At 42.4% G+C, this 15659-nt stretch carries 12 protein-coding genes and 1 pseudogene; 3 read left to right on the top strand and 10 right to left on the bottom strand.

All coding sequences use genetic code 11. The annotated features are described in order from the left end of the window. Nucleotides 1-132: 132 nt before the first annotated feature. The 6 genes and pseudogenes from HWQ43_RS30695 to HWQ43_RS30670 all read right to left on the bottom strand — a co-directional run bounded on the left by HWQ43_RS30695 (nucleotide 133) and on the right by HWQ43_RS30670 (nucleotide 7096). Complete coding sequence (locus tag HWQ43_RS30695; RefSeq protein ID WP_292740676.1) at nucleotides 133-342, bottom strand: hypothetical protein; 210 nt, start codon at nucleotides 340-342, stop codon at nucleotides 133-135. Nucleotides 343-524: 182 nt separating this feature from the next. Continuing rightward, nucleotides 525-800 (bottom strand): NINE protein, encoded by a 276-nt coding sequence (locus tag HWQ43_RS30690; RefSeq protein WP_292740674.1) that lies wholly within the window; start codon nucleotides 798-800, stop codon nucleotides 525-527. Nucleotides 801-1602: 802 nt separating this feature from the next. Beyond that, nucleotides 1603-3177: a type II CAAX endopeptidase family protein gene (locus HWQ43_RS30685; protein WP_292740672.1), complete on the bottom strand. Its 1575-nt coding sequence runs from the start codon at nucleotides 3175-3177 to the stop codon at nucleotides 1603-1605. 643 nt (nucleotides 3178-3820) lie between these two features. Further along, a pseudogene (locus HWQ43_RS30680) lies at nucleotides 3821-4257 on the bottom strand (DUF29 domain-containing protein). Between the two features lie 81 nt (nucleotides 4258-4338). Continuing rightward, complete coding sequence (locus HWQ43_RS30675; RefSeq protein WP_292740670.1) at nucleotides 4339-5013, bottom strand: hypothetical protein; 675 nt, start codon at nucleotides 5011-5013, stop codon at nucleotides 4339-4341. A 154-nt stretch (nucleotides 5014-5167) separates the two neighbouring features. Continuing rightward, the gene (locus tag HWQ43_RS30670) at nucleotides 5168-7096 is read right to left on the bottom strand and encodes an alpha-amylase family glycosyl hydrolase (protein ID WP_292740668.1); all 1929 of its coding nucleotides are present in this window, start codon (nucleotides 7094-7096) and stop codon (nucleotides 5168-5170) included. Between the two features lie 479 nt (nucleotides 7097-7575). Here HWQ43_RS30670 and HWQ43_RS30665 point away from each other — a divergent pair, with 479 nt between their 5' ends. From HWQ43_RS30665 to HWQ43_RS30655, 3 genes are all read left to right on the top strand, one after another. Further along, nucleotides 7576-8625: a hypothetical protein gene (locus tag HWQ43_RS30665; RefSeq protein WP_292740666.1), complete on the top strand. Its 1050-nt coding sequence runs from the start codon at nucleotides 7576-7578 to the stop codon at nucleotides 8623-8625. Between the two features lie 280 nt (nucleotides 8626-8905). Further along, nucleotides 8906-10720 carry a serine/threonine protein kinase gene (locus tag HWQ43_RS30660; RefSeq protein ID WP_292740665.1) on the top strand — a complete coding sequence of 605 codons (1815 nt, stop codon included), beginning with the start codon at nucleotides 8906-8908 and terminating at the stop codon, nucleotides 10718-10720. Nucleotides 10721-11088: 368 nt separating this feature from the next. Continuing rightward, nucleotides 11089-11307 carry a hypothetical protein gene (locus HWQ43_RS30655; RefSeq protein WP_292740664.1) on the top strand — a complete coding sequence of 73 codons (219 nt, stop codon included), beginning with the start codon at nucleotides 11089-11091 and terminating at the stop codon, nucleotides 11305-11307. 39 nt (nucleotides 11308-11346) lie between these two features. Here HWQ43_RS30655 and ribD read toward each other — a convergent pair whose 3' ends face one another. The 4 genes from ribD to HWQ43_RS30635 form a co-directional block, all read right to left on the bottom strand. Next, complete coding sequence (gene ribD / locus HWQ43_RS30650; protein ID WP_292740663.1) at nucleotides 11347-12564, bottom strand: bifunctional diaminohydroxyphosphoribosylaminopyrimidine deaminase/5-amino-6-(5-phosphoribosylamino)uracil reductase RibD; 1218 nt, start codon at nucleotides 12562-12564, stop codon at nucleotides 11347-11349. Between the two features lie 306 nt (nucleotides 12565-12870). Further along, entirely contained in the window at nucleotides 12871-13488 is a 618-nt protein-coding gene (mreD, locus tag HWQ43_RS30645; RefSeq protein WP_292740661.1) for a rod shape-determining protein MreD, read from the bottom strand. Between the two features lie 25 nt (nucleotides 13489-13513). Continuing rightward, nucleotides 13514-14308 carry a rod shape-determining protein MreC gene (gene mreC / locus HWQ43_RS30640; protein ID WP_292740660.1) on the bottom strand — a complete coding sequence of 265 codons (795 nt, stop codon included), beginning with the start codon at nucleotides 14306-14308 and terminating at the stop codon, nucleotides 13514-13516. Nucleotides 14309-14409: 101 nt separating this feature from the next. Beyond that, complete coding sequence (locus HWQ43_RS30635; RefSeq protein ID WP_292740912.1) at nucleotides 14410-15417, bottom strand: rod shape-determining protein; 1008 nt, start codon at nucleotides 15415-15417, stop codon at nucleotides 14410-14412. Between the last annotated feature and the right edge of the window lie 242 nt (nucleotides 15418-15659).

Genomic DNA, 15659 nt, shown 5'->3' with positions numbered 1-15659 from the left:
TATGGAACTATGACTCAATGTCAAACCATATTAAAATTATTAATTTATCGTACTTTGTTGAGCATGAACGACTATCGCTGTACTTAATTCAAGGTTCCAAGTTCCCAAATTTATCTGTAGAGTTTTTAATTTTTAATTTTTAATTTTTAATTCCCCTACAGGGGGTTGACATTTCCAACGTCGATAAGTGACATAAATAATAGCTGCCACCTGTATTGGCGCGATCGCAATCAGGTTTTTTAAGAAATAGTTGATTTCTAAATGAGATATAACACTGAAATATCCTAAGCCTAAGAAAAAGAACATTGCCCAGTTAAGCTGTTTAGGTTTGAAAATGAGCATATCAATAAAAATAAATATAGAAGGAAGAAGTGCTGTATAACTTCTGCTAAAGGTAAAGGGTGAAGCGGAAGGGAAAAAGGATGTTTCTTTGGTTGCTGCCCTTTATCCCTGAGCTTTTGCTGCAATTCTAAGCTTGGCAGCGGGTATCATTCTCTGCTTCCAGTAAGAAAGTTATTCTTGCACTAGAACCAGCCTTGCTTATTCACAAAATAGGTATTTACAAATCCTTCAGGGGATTTATTTAAGTAGATCATGCCTTCAATTAGACCTACGAGTTGCATAACTAACAAAGCAACGCCGTAGGTAAAAGAACCCCCAATTACAGAAATCACTAACATGATAAAGCCTTCCGAAGCGTATCCTAGAATAAACTTATGAACCCCAAACGCTCCCAAGATAATGCCACAGTAACCAGCTAGAAGTTGTTTGGTAGGGTGACTGGGGTTGAGATTTGCCATATAAGTGCTGCTCCTTGATAAGTTGAGTATAAAAATAAAATCTTTATTGTAATGGAAGCAAATACATTTACTTACTTAATAAATAGATTTTTAATTTTTCAGTATGAGTAAGTCCCAAGATGAATAATTAAAATCAGTGTGCTTCTATTCCAGAGGAGACGCCAAGATGTCTTGCAGTATAGGCCGATCTGGCGGTCTTTGATGACTTTTGGTGGATTTGACGATCGCAAACCCTGGTGCAGCAGTTTTGCAGATTTTTAGCTCAGGCGTTTATCTTGAGCAGAATAAATCTTAAATAATCAGCAAAAGCTGCTACATACACCACTTTTTACAAGCCCATCAGTATTATTTCCGGATGTTTTTGCGTAGGCGTAGCCCATTATAGACATCGGTTTCAGCAGACGTGAAACGCCATCGCACCAATGGCAACACAACTGCGTGGCTAGTGGGAATCTAGAAGCGCAAAAGGCATCTTCCATATCTTTCTAACCACTTTTTAGTTACCGATCCCTACTTCCATGAGCGCAAACCGGAATTGCATTCCAATTCATGACAGCTAAAAATGGTTCAAGAAGACAATTAACATCTCGAAAATGGCTAAAATCTACCCGAATGAGAATAAATGCTTAACTAGATAGTTTGCTGTCTATGTTAATAGCATTCTTTAATTTGCTTTTGCCATTATCTTAATTGGGTTTTCAGCTAGTATTTATGCTTATAACCAATTATCACTAGTAAATTGTCTCTACCTATGGAGATAGAATCAGATATTTTGGTTTTTGGCAACAGTAATATAATTGTATCAATTGCTACCTAATACGAACAAGCTTAACAGTGTACCACTATTCCAAAGGCTGTGGAGAAGCATAGGAGCGAGGAGATTGCGCGATCGCGTGTAGACTACTCCCAACACAATGCCCAATGCGGTCAGGGGGAGAATTTCCGATAAGCTGAGGTGAGCGATCGCAAACAACAAACTACTGATCAGAATCGATCCCCACACGGGTAAGTAACGAGTTAGAGAGGGTAACAAAAAACCGCGAAATAGGATTTCTTCAAAAAATGGAGCTGCGATCGCCGCTGTGGAGAAAAATATACCAAGTGCTACACCGTCTTGGCTTTCTAGGGCTAGTTGTAACAGAGGATTACTCCCACCCTGTCCTTGCCATAGCTGTTGATTAATCAAAGATACCACCACAACTACGGGTAAAGCCGTGCAATAGCCTCCCAGTCCCCACAAAAACCAGTTATCTTGAAAACGGAAGCGAAACCAGAATTCTGGTAGTGGAAAAAAGCGCTTGAGAGAGAAATACAGCACTAACAGCGCACCTAATGCTACCAAGAAGTAACTAACCAACACAGAAAATGCCTGAAGTCGCACATCCACAATAGGACGCGGGATGGGTAGCAGTGATATCACCAAAGGTACAAAAATTTGCCCCATGAAGAAAAAGCCGATGATAAAAACCTGCAAAACCGTTTCACCACCCCAAGGTGTTGACCAAGGGATATCAGCATTTTGAGCTAATAACGAGGCTTTTCCTTTCAACAAGCGTTGAGCAAATAATAAAATCAGCAGTATTAAACCAATTAAAGCTGCCAAAGTGGGAATAGTGCCAATAACTGCCAATTTCACTACTGCTTGGGTAGAAGATTCTTGTTGTGCAGCTTTTACTGCTGATAACGCGTCTTGTCGTTGCTGGAGTTGGTATAACTTAACCAAAGCTGTAGAGCGAAACCAACCTTCTAAATTCTTTTGAATTGGTTCTTGAGCATTTGGGAGGATACGGGGAGGATTGCTCCACAGTCCTGTCAATACAGCAGCGGTTTCCCCAAACCCTGGATTAATATCTGAACGTTGTTGTAATTCGCTCCAAGTCTTGAAGGCTGTATCAGTTTGTCCTTGCTGTGCTTGTAAGATTCCCAAGCGCAGGTCTAATTCAGCCAGTAATTTTTGTAATTGCTTAAAAGACTGCTGTAACTGTTGCTGTCCCTGTTTAGAGGTTTTAATAGTGGGAGGAGCATCCGGTAGAGGTTTCGGAGGTGTGGGAGTTATTTCAGCCTGAGAGCGTAATTGTGCAAGTTTACTATTAACTTTGTCTAAATTAGCTTGAACTGATTGACGCGCCTCCTGATACTGCTTTGTAGCGCTTTCTAGGGGTTGCTCACCAAGTATTGCTTCCCGAATCGCCTGGAGTTTGTCATCACCACTATCTTCTGATTGCCAAGCTTGAGCTTGTAAAGCAATATTTGTTTGGTATAGTTCCAAACGACTTTGAAATTGAGGTTCTTGCCAACTGCCGAATAAAGCCGAAACTGCTAACAGAACTGCTATCGGCGTCATCACAAAAAATAAAACCAACCGCTTGAGTGTCATCTATCCCCCTTTGACTGACCAGTGGAGAGCGCGTCTCCCTTGGGAATTATCGCAATAAAAAGTCAGAGGTGGATAGATATCATCAATATTATAAGTTTGCGATGCCTGTGGTTTTTGCTAGGCTATGCACGCACGATGTTAAATTACAGTAGTGTTCCCCCACCTTGAAGAAGCCGCTCATCTTTGTTTTGAGCGATAAATCATATCATGTCCGCTTGATTGCTTATTAAACCCGAAGAACCCCACCCCGCCAAAGCTACGCTTTGTCTCCCCTCCTCGCTTGCGGGGAGGGGTGTAATGACTGTGGTTAGCATAACTAATTATGCGGACATGATATCACTCACTACAAACTAGGATTTTATATTCAATTATGCCTACTATTCCTAGTTACTGAGTCTCACCAGTTTAACTTAATACAGCATTTCATTAATTTGTAGCGAATTAAATTTGACAATACCTTGCAATGCCAATGCATCCCGATACAATGTTAATGCGTGCCTCTGCAATGCCATTGCATCCCGATACAATGTTAATGCGTGCCCTTACAATGTCATTGCATCTTGATACAATGTTAATGCGTGCCCCTACAATGCCATTGCATCCCCCTGCATTAAAACCGCTACGCTTTTACGCAAAATTGTACTTAGATAAATTCAGGATCGAGAAGTTGTTCTATAGTGAAAGGACACTCAAAGGGAAAAGTTTCTCTTGGCTTTTGAGTCTCATTTGCGGCATCTCGACAAGCGCGGCGATAATATTTCTGTATCCACTCCCAGTCTTCTAGAAGGTGCTGCAAACTGGGGGTATCTTCTAAGCAATCTTGAATTTGGTTTCGGCAGTTTGAGATTGTGTTAACCCAACTTTTAGTCTTTCGCTCTGGTCGATATTGGCATTTGAGTAAGTGCATTAAAAGCAGCTGTAAATAACTTCTAAGTTCCCTTTGTTCACTCCGACCCAAAGCCGCTAGTTCCTCTACCAAATGTTCAACATCAACTCAGCCCAGCGTCCTTTCTTCAGGCACTCAGCTTGTTGCTGCGTCCACAGAAGAAAGTCCTGATTGTAGAGTGTCGTTTTACTCATCAACAGTTACCCCTTTGTTTTCAGCAACATTTTGCCTATTTTTGCTCAATGTTGACCCACGAATAATCTCACAAAAGTAATCTAGCAATTACTTCTCTCATCAGCATCGTCATCTTGCAGGTTGCGTTGGGCACAGCAACCGCTGATATCTGGGTTGCAGATAAATTCCTTTTTGAGTTGAGGTTCACCATGTACTTGATTAGGCGTGTACTCTAAATTATCGATCCAAGTTACAAATGGTTTTACGTATGGCTGATTTGCTGTCGATTTGTGTCCTTGGTTTTTATGAACAATTGGAGTGAGCCAAGCAGGTAAATGAACAGCCTTGTCACCGAAGTAGTAGAAGTGCCGTGACATCAAAACATTTATACCGCCTAAATCTGTTTCTTGATTACCGATGTCATGAACACTTGGCCGCAATACTGGTTGTTCTCCTTGGCTGCAATCGTAGATGCAATCGCCAACACGATACTCAAATATTTCGCTGTCCCACTTTGGAATTTTGTGAGGACTATGAACTCGGCAAAACTCGTCGTATTTTCGCAATGTCATTTTGTCCGTTACCTGCATTGCATATACAATGCAATCGGTAATATTCCCAATTGGTGACTGTGTAGAACCAAGTCCTACAACCCAATCCCCAATGTTTGCAGCTCGTCGGATAACAGGCTTGCAAATTGCGAGAGTACAAAGTTCCCAGAATGGATTAGGAGCCGCGCCATCATCATAACGTAGGCAGTAAGAGAAGAGTCTCATCAGTACAAAATTACTAAAGCATCTAACTACTACACTATGGCGCACACTGCGGTTCGATACGCTTATTTATGTATTTTTTGTTACTGAAAATTTATAAATAATGAAGAGTGAAGAATCAAAATTTGAATCCTTCACTCTACGTTATTCTATATTTCTAAGATTCTCTTCCAGATGCCCAGGTATCACGCCATTTGACAGTACCTTCTTTCGCAATCACCCAGCGGCGATTTACAAGATTTTCGCGTAGAGGCGATCGCCCTTCCCGCCACATGGCATATTTATAAGCAATCAGCTTACCAGCACTTTCATCAAAGGGAATCTCCGCAGACCAGGTATTCGAGTTAATGTACTCTAAAGGATACGCTTTGCTGATATCCCAGTTACCCAACTCTGGGCAATCTCCTGTCACCACAATGATTTCACCAGGTTGAGTATCAACGCCATTGAGTTGGATGCGGACAATTGTCTGTGCTTTAATCCGTTCGCCAACGTGGCTGAAAACAATCACTCCCCGTTCTTCTAATACCAGGTTATAAATCTTGCCATCTTTCACCTCATACTTGTTGCGAGTCACCACGCAGGTATGTTCGCCATCGGGTAATTCTGTTTCTACTTCTGGGAGAGTAACTTCTCCTCCCCGGTTTAAAGCTACAAAACACAGGGAGTCACGATAGCGGCGTACATAACAGTAAACATCTGGTGTTAAGTATTTTTGCCAGTGGCTACCCATTGACACGGCTGGATTCAGTCGCCGTAAGCCAGACAGCAGCCTGATGCAACGATAAATCTCACTCTCGGTATCCCAATTTTCCATCATTGGGCGATTATATGGGTCGTTACCGCCATCGGTGTCATCATGCAGATACTGTTCTGTGCCGTAATATATGCAAGGAATACCGCGAGATGTCATAATTAAGGCGATCGCAACCTTCAACATCGCTGGATCAGGGTTCAGCGATTGGAAGCGGGACATATCATGGTTATCGATAAAGGTAATTAGCTCTGTTGCCCCGTTATAGCGATAATCCTGATCAAAAATATACTGAATTGTTTGGAATCCCATTTCTGAACCTTGTCCCAGTGCGGCTCGAATTGCCACACACAAGCCAAAGTCTAGAAGCGTCATGCCTGAATGATTGGCAAATTCCACTGAGCGATCGTCACTCGGATTACTATAAATCCATTCACCAAAAATGAATACATCTGGCTTGTGATTGGTCATCTCGCCTGTGAATTCTTGCCAAAACCAGATCGGCATGTGCTTGACAGTATCTACTCGCAGTGCATCCACACCCCGGTCTAGCCATTGTTTGATTGCTGATTTGATATACTCACGATATTCACTATTGTTTTCATTGAAGGTTGCTAGACCGGATAGTTCACAGTTTTGTACTTGCCAATCGTCTTCCCAGTTTTGCACTTCGCCATAGTGGTGATACCAATTATTGACATCATTATTGAAATCAGCAATTTTGACGCCATCATCATACAATTCACCTTTACTACCACTAGTATCAGGGCTGCTATGGTTGCAGACAATATCTAGCACCAGCTTCATATTTCGCTTGTGCAGTTCTGTAATTAACCGATCGAAGGTCGTATTTTTTTCTTCTTGAGTAGCGTTTAAAGAAGGATTTTCTCCATCAGCAATATAGCGAGGATTAATCCGTTTAAAGTCTTTTGTCCAATAGCCATGCATCGCCGCATTGCTAATAAATAACTCTTCTACCTGCTCGAATAGTGGAGTTAGCCAAAGAGCTGTCACTCCCATATTTTTGAGATAGTCTAACTTATCGATGACACCTTGTAAGTCGCCACCCCAGTACTTACCCCACTCTTGTCTAGTTGGATCGTACAGTTCTGAGTTTGCACCTTGGCTGTTATCTGGATCGCCATCATAAAAGCGATCTACCACTAGAAAGTAAATAGTTTCTTGACGAAATTCAATATCTCTGGTGTAAAGAAACTCTAGGTCAATCTCACTTTCTGATGGTGGGGTTTCTATAATAGCGTCTACTTTTTCTTGTGCAGAATCAACCTTGTATTGATCTGGTGAAAACTGGGATGGAGGGGTTTTTACCATAAAAAAACTCAAAATTTTATGTAATTCACACTTGTAGAACCAACAGTACAACCTTTCGAGTATTGTGTGTCACTACAAACCTCGGTATTGTGACATCCTGCCTACGGTGTATGTATCTATCGTTAGCTAGTTTATAATTCTATCGATAGATATAATTCATCTGCTAGAGGATAAAAGTAAAAGAATGTAGCAGTTATTAACGATAATTGCTCGATCGCAAAAGTTTACAATATTTAATTAAGTTGACTTGCGGTAAATATTGAGCCTAGCTCGTGTTTAAGTGTATATTCGACAACAGATTTTAGAAAACCTCAATTCCTGGGAGATTAGTTGTCAACAAGGTTTTGTTACACCTGAGCAACACCGAGCAAACCATGTATAAGCCAACTTTTTCTCTAGAAGATTCGCTCCATTGGTAAACTGACCATTGTCACTTTCAATCTGTTATTACTATCAAGGAATTAATTTAGGTAGCAATTATGACCAAATATGACAAGGTTTTTAACTCACCAAAGACATCAGAGGAATCACTCAGTCCAGAGGAAGCGGTGGCGGCGATCGCAACTGTGACTGCGATCGCTGATTCATTTATTGAAGAGGTAGATGCAGAAAGTTTAGCGGGTATCCTCTGGGAATTCGAGGTTTTCGAGGAATACTCAGAAGATGAAATTACAGAAATAGTTGATAGACTCATCTCCATTGCCGAAGAAGAGGGAATTGGGCCCCTGTTTAATGCCGCCAAAGTATCTCTCTCAGATGAATTAGTACTAGATGGTTTTGCCGCTGGGGTAATAGTGCTTTTAGACGATGACCTCGCCATCCCCAAACCAAAACAAGCCTACCTGAAAAAGTTACAAGCAGCTTTAGAACTTGAGGATGAAGAAGCAGAGGAAATCATCAAGGAAGTAATTGCAGCCTTTAAAGAAGCAGAAGATGAAGAATATGCAGACGATGAAGATGAGACAGTAGTCATTGAAGATTTTAGCGAACAGACGTATCAATCTCCTTTAGGTAATTTTACCGTGCCAATTCCGGTTGATCCGCAGCAGGGCGGTAGAATTCAAAGCCAGGAAGGAGTAGTTGGCTTTTCTGATGACATCGGTACTTTACTGAGAATCGATTATTATCCTTTCCCCCTAGAACAGTTAGAGGAATTGGAGTCTGTTGGACAAGAAGAATATTTACAAACAATTTTAGTAGATAAGTATGTACCTCAAGCGATTTTCGCTAATGTACCAGATGCTTCAGTGGAGTATACCGAATATCTGGAAAATACTTTGCGAGGCGCTTACTACGTGTTAATTGATATGCCCAAAGGTTCCACAATTTCTAAACAAGAAAATAATGGAACTGCAATCAGATTAGATGCGTACCGGGGCTTGCTCACCTTTATCAGTGGGGAATTTTTGTATATAGTTAGTAGTCAGCACAGCTTTATTGACGGCGAAACTCCCGATTCTGTTGAGGAAGAGGCTGAAGATATCAAAGAAAGTATTTTAGAGTTTGTTGAGACTATAGAGTTCGCTTAGTACAGTATTTCATTCATTCGTAGCGAATTAAATTTGGCAGGATTCTGCAATGCTAATACGTTGGCTTGTATTAGATATATGCTTAAAAAGAATGGAGAGACGTAGCAGTGCTGCGTCTCTACAAGGGTTCTGGATAACGCATATTTAATTTCACCAGAGTATATTCGCCCTGGCTTCGCCCATGTGAGGTACATTTGGAAAGGGCGAAGTCTGACGACAAGTTCGGAGAAGACAAGAAGTCTCCGGCTCCGCACTGGGTGTCTACGCTTATAATTTTTTCATGACAATAACCCTGCTGAACAATCGCTATCAAATTATCCAGGTAATCGGCGCTGGTGGGTTTGGCGAAACCTTTCTAGCAGAAGATGTCCACATGCCTTCTCGCCGTCGCTGTGTAATCAAGCAACTAAAACCAATAACCAATAATGACCCACAAACCTACCAACTTATCCAACAACGGTTTGAACGGGAAGCCGCAACCTTGGAGTATTTGGGTGAAAGTAGTCACCAAATTCCCAAACTCTACGCCTACTTTTCTGAGAATGGACAATTTTACCTCGTTCAAGAATGGATTCACGGTCAAACTCTGACAAAAATTGTCGAAGCTAAAGGATTTGAGAGTGAAACTGCTGTTCGGCAAATTCTCTTGAGTCTGCTTTCAGTTTTAGATTATGTTCATAGCAAAGGCATTATTCACCGGGATATCAAGCCAGATAACATTATTCTGCGTTCTGTTGATAACGAGCCAGTTTTGATTGATTTTGGTGCAGTCAAAGAAACAATCCGTTCAGTGGTGAATTCTCCAGGATACCCCACGCGATCGCTTGTCATTGGTACGCCTGGATATATGCCTAGCGAACAAGCCGTTGGCCGCCCAGTTTACGCCACTGATATCTACAGTTTAGGTTTAACGGCAATTTATCTGCTGACTGGCAAACACCCGCAAGAACTAGTAACCGATCTAAAAACTGGGGAAATACTTTGGCAGCAGCACGCCCCTAACGTCTCTTCCCAATTGACGGCAGTACTTAATCAGGCAATTAAGCCTCATGCTGGCGATCGCTACAGCACTGCTAGTAAAATGCTATATGCCCTGCAATCTGCTAGTAATATACCTACTGAGTTAGCTGCAAATACTTCCACAGTCAGGTTTTCTCCCAATGCATCGGCTCGACAAACCCAGCCACTATATTCTCCGCAAAACAATTCTGCGATTCCAGGATCTTCGAATCCTAGAAACTGGCAAAAACCTGCTGTGATTGTTGGTAGTTTACTCATAGGCGGCTTGATTGGTGCAGTAGCAATTCCTAGCATCATTCGTCAGCAACAACCAGAAACAACCATTGGCACAACTTCCACACCATCGCCAGAATCTTTTCCGACTCCTGAATTAACTGAACCGCCCGTTTCCTCCCAAACTTCTCCAGTTCCAGTTATCCCTAGCTCACCACCACAACGGCGACCAACCTCTAATTCCCCAGTTGTACCCATACCACAGCCAGAAAAAGAGCCTATAACTTCAGAGACTCCAGCGCCTGTAGTAATATCCACACCACAGCCAGAACCAGAGAATGAGGCAAGTGCTGTTCCCACACCAGAAGCGCGTTCCACACCACAAAACAAGCCGCGCAGTAAATTAGCTGCCACTGCCAGCAGACAAAGCGTTCCTGCATTCCCTACAGGTACAACAAGAAACATCGTAGAAGCTACCCTCGGCAAACCAAATCAAGATTTAAGAGGCGCATGGGGCAAAACTCGTGCTGTCGTTTACAAACTTGTGCCAAACAAAATTGACCTTGGCTACTTATTCGATCGTAATTCTAAAACGCTGCGCCAAACTGAGGTATCTTTTGCCCAATCGGTCGACCCAGAAGTAATGGAGACTACCTTGAATGGAATGTTAGCAGGGCAAGCCACTGAAGAAATTAAGCAGGGACTCAAACAGGTACAACAGCGCCAATCGGATAATTTTAGTTTTAAGAGTGGCTCTGTCAAAGGCCAAATTATCCGCCAACAATGTGATTTTATTTACATTAGCATTTGGGATGCAGATTTACATGATTTTGTAAATCCATCTACAGCCAAACAGTGTTAATTTTCTGGCAAAGACCATTTTAAAAAGTTAGATTTTTGTATCCTACAAGACAGACTCAGTATTGAACATAGTGATTAAAAAACTGACTTTATTCGGCTACAATCAAGATAATTTCAGTCTTCCCAAACACAAAAACTCAATTTTTAGAATTAGTGCATTTGTTTTCTAGATTTTGCAACTAAATCCATAAAAATCTGTTTTTCCCATTCCCCATTCTTTATTTTAAATTCTTAATCTTCATAAAGTTATAAATACCATTATTAAGTTTTTAATAATACTTGTCTCAGCTTCTACATTCATGTCGTAAAGTTCGATTGGAATTGTGTAATCTGAAGACTAGCAAAGCTAAATTATTCAATTGAGGTCTGATGACTCCTACAATCATGCGTCAGCTTTGGTCAGTGGTTGAAACCGCTCAAGCCAAGCTCCTTTTACAACTGGATGATGCTAGCTTGGTGCAGTGGTTAGTGAAACAAACCGAAACGCAAGTGTTGTTAGATTCTAACGAAACTGATTTTCTTAGCCACTACATTCAATCTCGACTAGCCCTTATACGCGATCTTGCCCATGAACGCCAGTGTTCATGATTGCAAAATCAAGATAAATAGATTGATCGTCAAGCGTTATTACTGTTGACTATTAGCTTTTTGGGAAAAATAACCTTCCACTAAGCAGTCAGAGCCTACTACACGCCAACGAACACGTTCTAAAGACAACGCCTCAGTCATGGTAGTAAAACCTAAATCGCCCACTGGTGTGGGAGCAATACTACCACCAATGATTTTTGGGGCAATAAATGCTAAAACTTTTTGCACTGCTCCTTGAGCGATCGCACTAGCAGCTAAAGTACCACCACACTCCCACAGCACGCTACAAAAACCTCGTTCATATAAGTACGCCATTGCCTTCTCCGGCGTCAGTGATGCTAATTCCAGCACCTCCACACCCTGTTTGAGCAACAGTTCTTGAAAATCGGGGTTAGCACCCTTCTGTGTCAACACCAAAGTTGGAGCATCCGCAGTTTGCCACAGATGGGCACTTGCCGGTAAGTTGAGATGGCGACTCATCACCACCCGCAGGGGATTATGTGCCCCCACCTGATGGCTGGTTAAGTAAGGATTATCTTGTCGGACTGTATTACCGCCGACAATTATGGCATCACAAGCCGCCCGCACTAGATGTACTTCACTGCGGGCTTCTTGACTTGTCACCCAAGCGCTATGACCAGAGGTAGTAGCAATTTTCCCATCTAAAGTCATGGCATATTTTAAAATTCCCAAAGGTCGCTTATAGAGAATGCGATGCACAAAAGCTTCATTTAGCTGACGGCAAGCTGACTCTTCTACTCCTACCAACACTTCGATCCCCGCCGCCCGTAAACGGGCAATGCCACCTCCAGCTACCAATGGATTGGGATCAACCATACCCACCACTACTTTTGCCACCCCTGCTTCGATCAATCCTTCCGAACAAGGGGGAGTACGTCCGTAGTGATTGCAAGGTTCGAGGCTGACATAGATTGTTGCACCACGAGAGCGATCGCCTGCTTCCCTCAAAGCAAACACTTCTGCATGAGGCTCACCTGCGCGAGGATGAAATCCTTCGCCGATAATCTCACCATCCTTGACAATCACCGCTCCCACTAACGGATTTGGCGAAGTCCGCCCTAAAGCGCGGCGAGCCAGTTCCAAACACCGCAGCATCATGTGAGAGTCAAAGTCAGTTCCTACCTTTTGCTTAGGTGGTGAATTTGAGCCAGCTGCTGACTCCACTATTGGTGTATTTTCCTGAGTGTGATTTGGTAAGGATGCATCTGCTTGAGCGACCACTGGGAAATTATCCATAATTTTAGGCAACACTGTAAATATTCTGCACGCGATCGCGCAGCCTCTCCACAAGAGAATCGCGCTTTGCTCCTGATAATTAAACAGTAATATCTAGACGCTATTATTAGCTGTCTTAACTAACATGAGCCTGTAATATTCACACTTACAGTTAACTGTAGCTTGAATCAATATTGTCAGAGGTTGCCCAAATTCCATAAAGATTTAGGTTACAGGGTACAAAAGATAATTTTCTTTACTGTCACCTGTAACCCTTCTTAACTCCTAATTCTTGTATAGACGCGATTCATCGCATCTCTAACTTTACTATTGCTCCAACAATTTCATCCGCTGCCACCAAAGATTCAGGGGATAATAGACCACAGGTGCCCACAGACTACTCAAAATGGCAGAGGCAAGAGCGACGCGCTGATAATATGTCCAAATATCTGTCACCTTGCGCTCATTGCCGAGCAAAGTTAATTGCAACCCAAAGATAGTTTCTGCCAAAACTGCCAAAACAAAGACAATTACAGCAATCGAAATAAAATCTTCTTCGATAAAACGCTGTTTTTGGAGCAGACCAGTTAAAGCCCCCACTATACCTAAACTGATGGCATGAGTCGGGCTAGGTGATGTCATTGAATCTTGAAGTAGCCCCAGAACTATACCTGCCAATGCTCCGGCAAACACCGTGCGCTTCACACTCCAAGCTACCACCCAAATTAATAACCAGTTAGGGCCAATTCCCAATAATTCCATACCTGGGAATCGGGTTGGTAATAATAGTAAACATAATAGTACAGAACTAGCCGTCACGATCCAACCCAACAACTGACGTATACTGGGATGCCAACGAGCAAGCGGCTGGATTCGGAATTTCGATTTTCGCTCTGACGATTTTGGCTTTTTCTGCCTGCTAGCACCAAATGCAGGAATCTTCATTTTTCTATGGATTTTTTCAAAGAATTTACTTAGACTTTTGCGGCACTTGATTTGCCGACTCTTGATTTTCTGCCTTGGGATAAACAGCTACCCAATCGAGAGAGCGGATTGGCGGAAAAAGCTCAATTTTTGCCACTGATGCCGGGAGTTTCTTTAAATCCAGCGACTTAATTCGTCCTACTGCCAAACCGGAGGGAAATTTCTGACTATAAGTAGATGTGGAAACTAAATCTCCTACTTTTACATTTGGAACTTTTTCATAAAATTCCAATACAGCTTCAGCAGAAGAATCTCCTCGCAAAACGCCTTTAGCTGCTGTGCGACTAACCGATACACCCACTTGACTTTTGAGATCGCTGATTAACAACACGCGGCTAGTATTAGGAGTTACACTCTCCACCAAACCCACCAATCCGCCTTCTGCCTTGACTATGAAACCCTCCTGAATCCCTGCACTCGCACCGCGATTCAGCGTCACTTGCTGCCACCACTGGTCAGCACTACGTCCTACCACCCGTGCTGGAATTGGACGTGATGCCAGCGGCTCTTTTTCCACATAGCCTAATAAATCTTGTAACTTTGTCTTTTGACTTTCCAAATCTACTATACGGGTTTGCAATTCCATTATCCGGGCATCTCTAAGACGTTCTTCTGGAGTTGGCCCTGACTGCAACATCTCTAATGGACGGGTAATTGCCTGATATGTCTCAAGCACTAATTCACCTTGAGTCTGTCGCAATATCCAAGCACTACCAAGTACTAAAGCTAACAACCCAATTTGCAACCCTTTACGATCCCACCAACGCCGTATTGTCACCATATATACCTGTATGTACTTATATAAATTAAGTTCTACTTGGATTCTATTTATATAGAACCCAAATAGAACTCAAATAGAACTCAATTCTGATATTTTTTTTGCTACATATTGCGAGAGCTTTCGGTAACAACTCGTTCCAACTGTTTAAAGTTTTCTAACACACGACCTGTTCCCAGTACAACACAGCTCAAAGGATCGGCAGCAATATGGGTAATAATCCCTGTTTCATGGCTAATGAGGGTATCTATGCCTTTGAGCAAAGCACCGCCACCAGCTAACATAATACCTCTGTCAATAATATCTGCTGCCAGTTCTGGCGGTGTGCGTTCCAATGTCCGCTTCACAGCTTCTATGATTACTGATAGCGGTTCCAACATGCTTTCACGGATTTCTGGGGCTTTGATGGTTACAGTTCGCGGTAAACCCGAAAGCAGGTGTAAGCCTCGGACTTCCATCATCGCGTCATTATCATCATTAGTCGGATAGGCAGAACCAAGCCGAATCTTGATTTCCTCGGCAGTACGTTCACCAATGACTAAGTTATGAACTTTCTTAATATACTGAACAATCGCATCAGTCAGTTCATCTCCAGCAATGCGTACTGATTCGCTAATCACCGTACCTTGAAGACTCAGCACTGCAACTTCTGTTGTACCACCACCAATATCGATGATCATGTTGCCTGTAGCTTCGGCAACTGGTAGTCCTGCACCAATGGCCGCAGCTACAGGTTCATCGATTAAATAGACTTTTCTTGCTCCTGCTTGGTGAGCTGCATCCATCACCGCTCGTCTTTCTACTCCTGTGACACCACTGGGAATACCAATGACAATCCGAGGTAAAATCAAAGACCTGCCTTCATTTACACGCTGAATAAAGCTTTTCAGCATCAGCTCGGCTATCTCAAAGTCAGCGATTACACCATCCCGCAAAGGGCGGAGGGCAATCACATTTCCCGGTGTGCGACCGAGCATTTTTTTGGCTTCTTCACCTACTGCTAGTGCTACCTTTTCGTTGACATCGATAGCAACTACAGAAGGTTCTTGTAGTACAATACCTTTACCAGATACATAAACCAGGGTGTTCGCGGTACCGAGGTCGATACCCATATCCCATGAAGTGCGAAAGTTCCTAAAAATACCCACGCGTCTGCAAGCCCCTTATGTGCGATACTTCTTTACTAGAACGGTAAGAGTTAATCGTGCTTGATTCGATTATGTTTGTATCCTGAGTTGAGTTAACTAGACTATATTTTTATATGATTCCCAGGAATATTTAGTATGTCTCAAGCTCCGTACTTTTTGATATTCTCTGGTTAACTTAGTATATCCGTATATTTTTCTGTGTTTCT

Source organism: Nostoc sp. JL31 (assembly GCF_017114965.1).
Classification (GTDB): Bacteria; Cyanobacteriota; Cyanobacteriia; order Cyanobacteriales; family Nostocaceae; genus Nostoc; species Nostoc punctiforme_A.
Note: the sequence above shows the minus strand (reverse complement) of the source record. Positions and strands in the feature narration are given on the sequence as shown.

Bases quoted from the DNA above. Each gene is read 5' to 3' on its own strand.
- HWQ43_RS30695 (WP_292740676.1), bottom strand. From the start codon at position 342: ATGCTCATTTTCAAACCTAAACAGCTTAACTGGGCAATGTTCTTTTTC.
- HWQ43_RS30690 (WP_292740674.1), bottom strand. From the start codon at position 800: ATGGCAAATCTCAACCCCAGTCACCCTACCAAACAACTTCTAGCTGGT.
- HWQ43_RS30685 (WP_292740672.1), bottom strand. From the start codon at position 3,177: ATGACACTCAAGCGGTTGGTTTTATTTTTTGTGATGACGCCGATAGCA.
- HWQ43_RS30675 (WP_292740670.1), bottom strand. From the start codon at position 5,013: ATGAGACTCTTCTCTTACTGCCTACGTTATGATGATGGCGCGGCTCCT.
- HWQ43_RS30670 (WP_292740668.1), bottom strand. From the start codon at position 7,096: ATGGTAAAAACCCCTCCATCCCAGTTTTCACCAGATCAATACAAGGTT.
- HWQ43_RS30665 (WP_292740666.1), top strand. From the start codon at position 7,576: ATGACCAAATATGACAAGGTTTTTAACTCACCAAAGACATCAGAGGAA.
- HWQ43_RS30660 (WP_292740665.1), top strand. From the start codon at position 8,906: ATGACAATAACCCTGCTGAACAATCGCTATCAAATTATCCAGGTAATC.
- HWQ43_RS30655 (WP_292740664.1), top strand. From the start codon at position 11,089: ATGACTCCTACAATCATGCGTCAGCTTTGGTCAGTGGTTGAAACCGCT.
- ribD (WP_292740663.1), bottom strand. From the start codon at position 12,564: ATGGATAATTTCCCAGTGGTCGCTCAAGCAGATGCATCCTTACCAAAT.
- mreD (WP_292740661.1), bottom strand. From the start codon at position 13,488: ATGAAGATTCCTGCATTTGGTGCTAGCAGGCAGAAAAAGCCAAAATCG.
- mreC (WP_292740660.1), bottom strand. From the start codon at position 14,308: ATGGTGACAATACGGCGTTGGTGGGATCGTAAAGGGTTGCAAATTGGG.
- HWQ43_RS30635 (WP_292740912.1), bottom strand. From the start codon at position 15,417: ATGGGTATCGACCTCGGTACCGCGAACACCCTGGTTTATGTATCTGGT.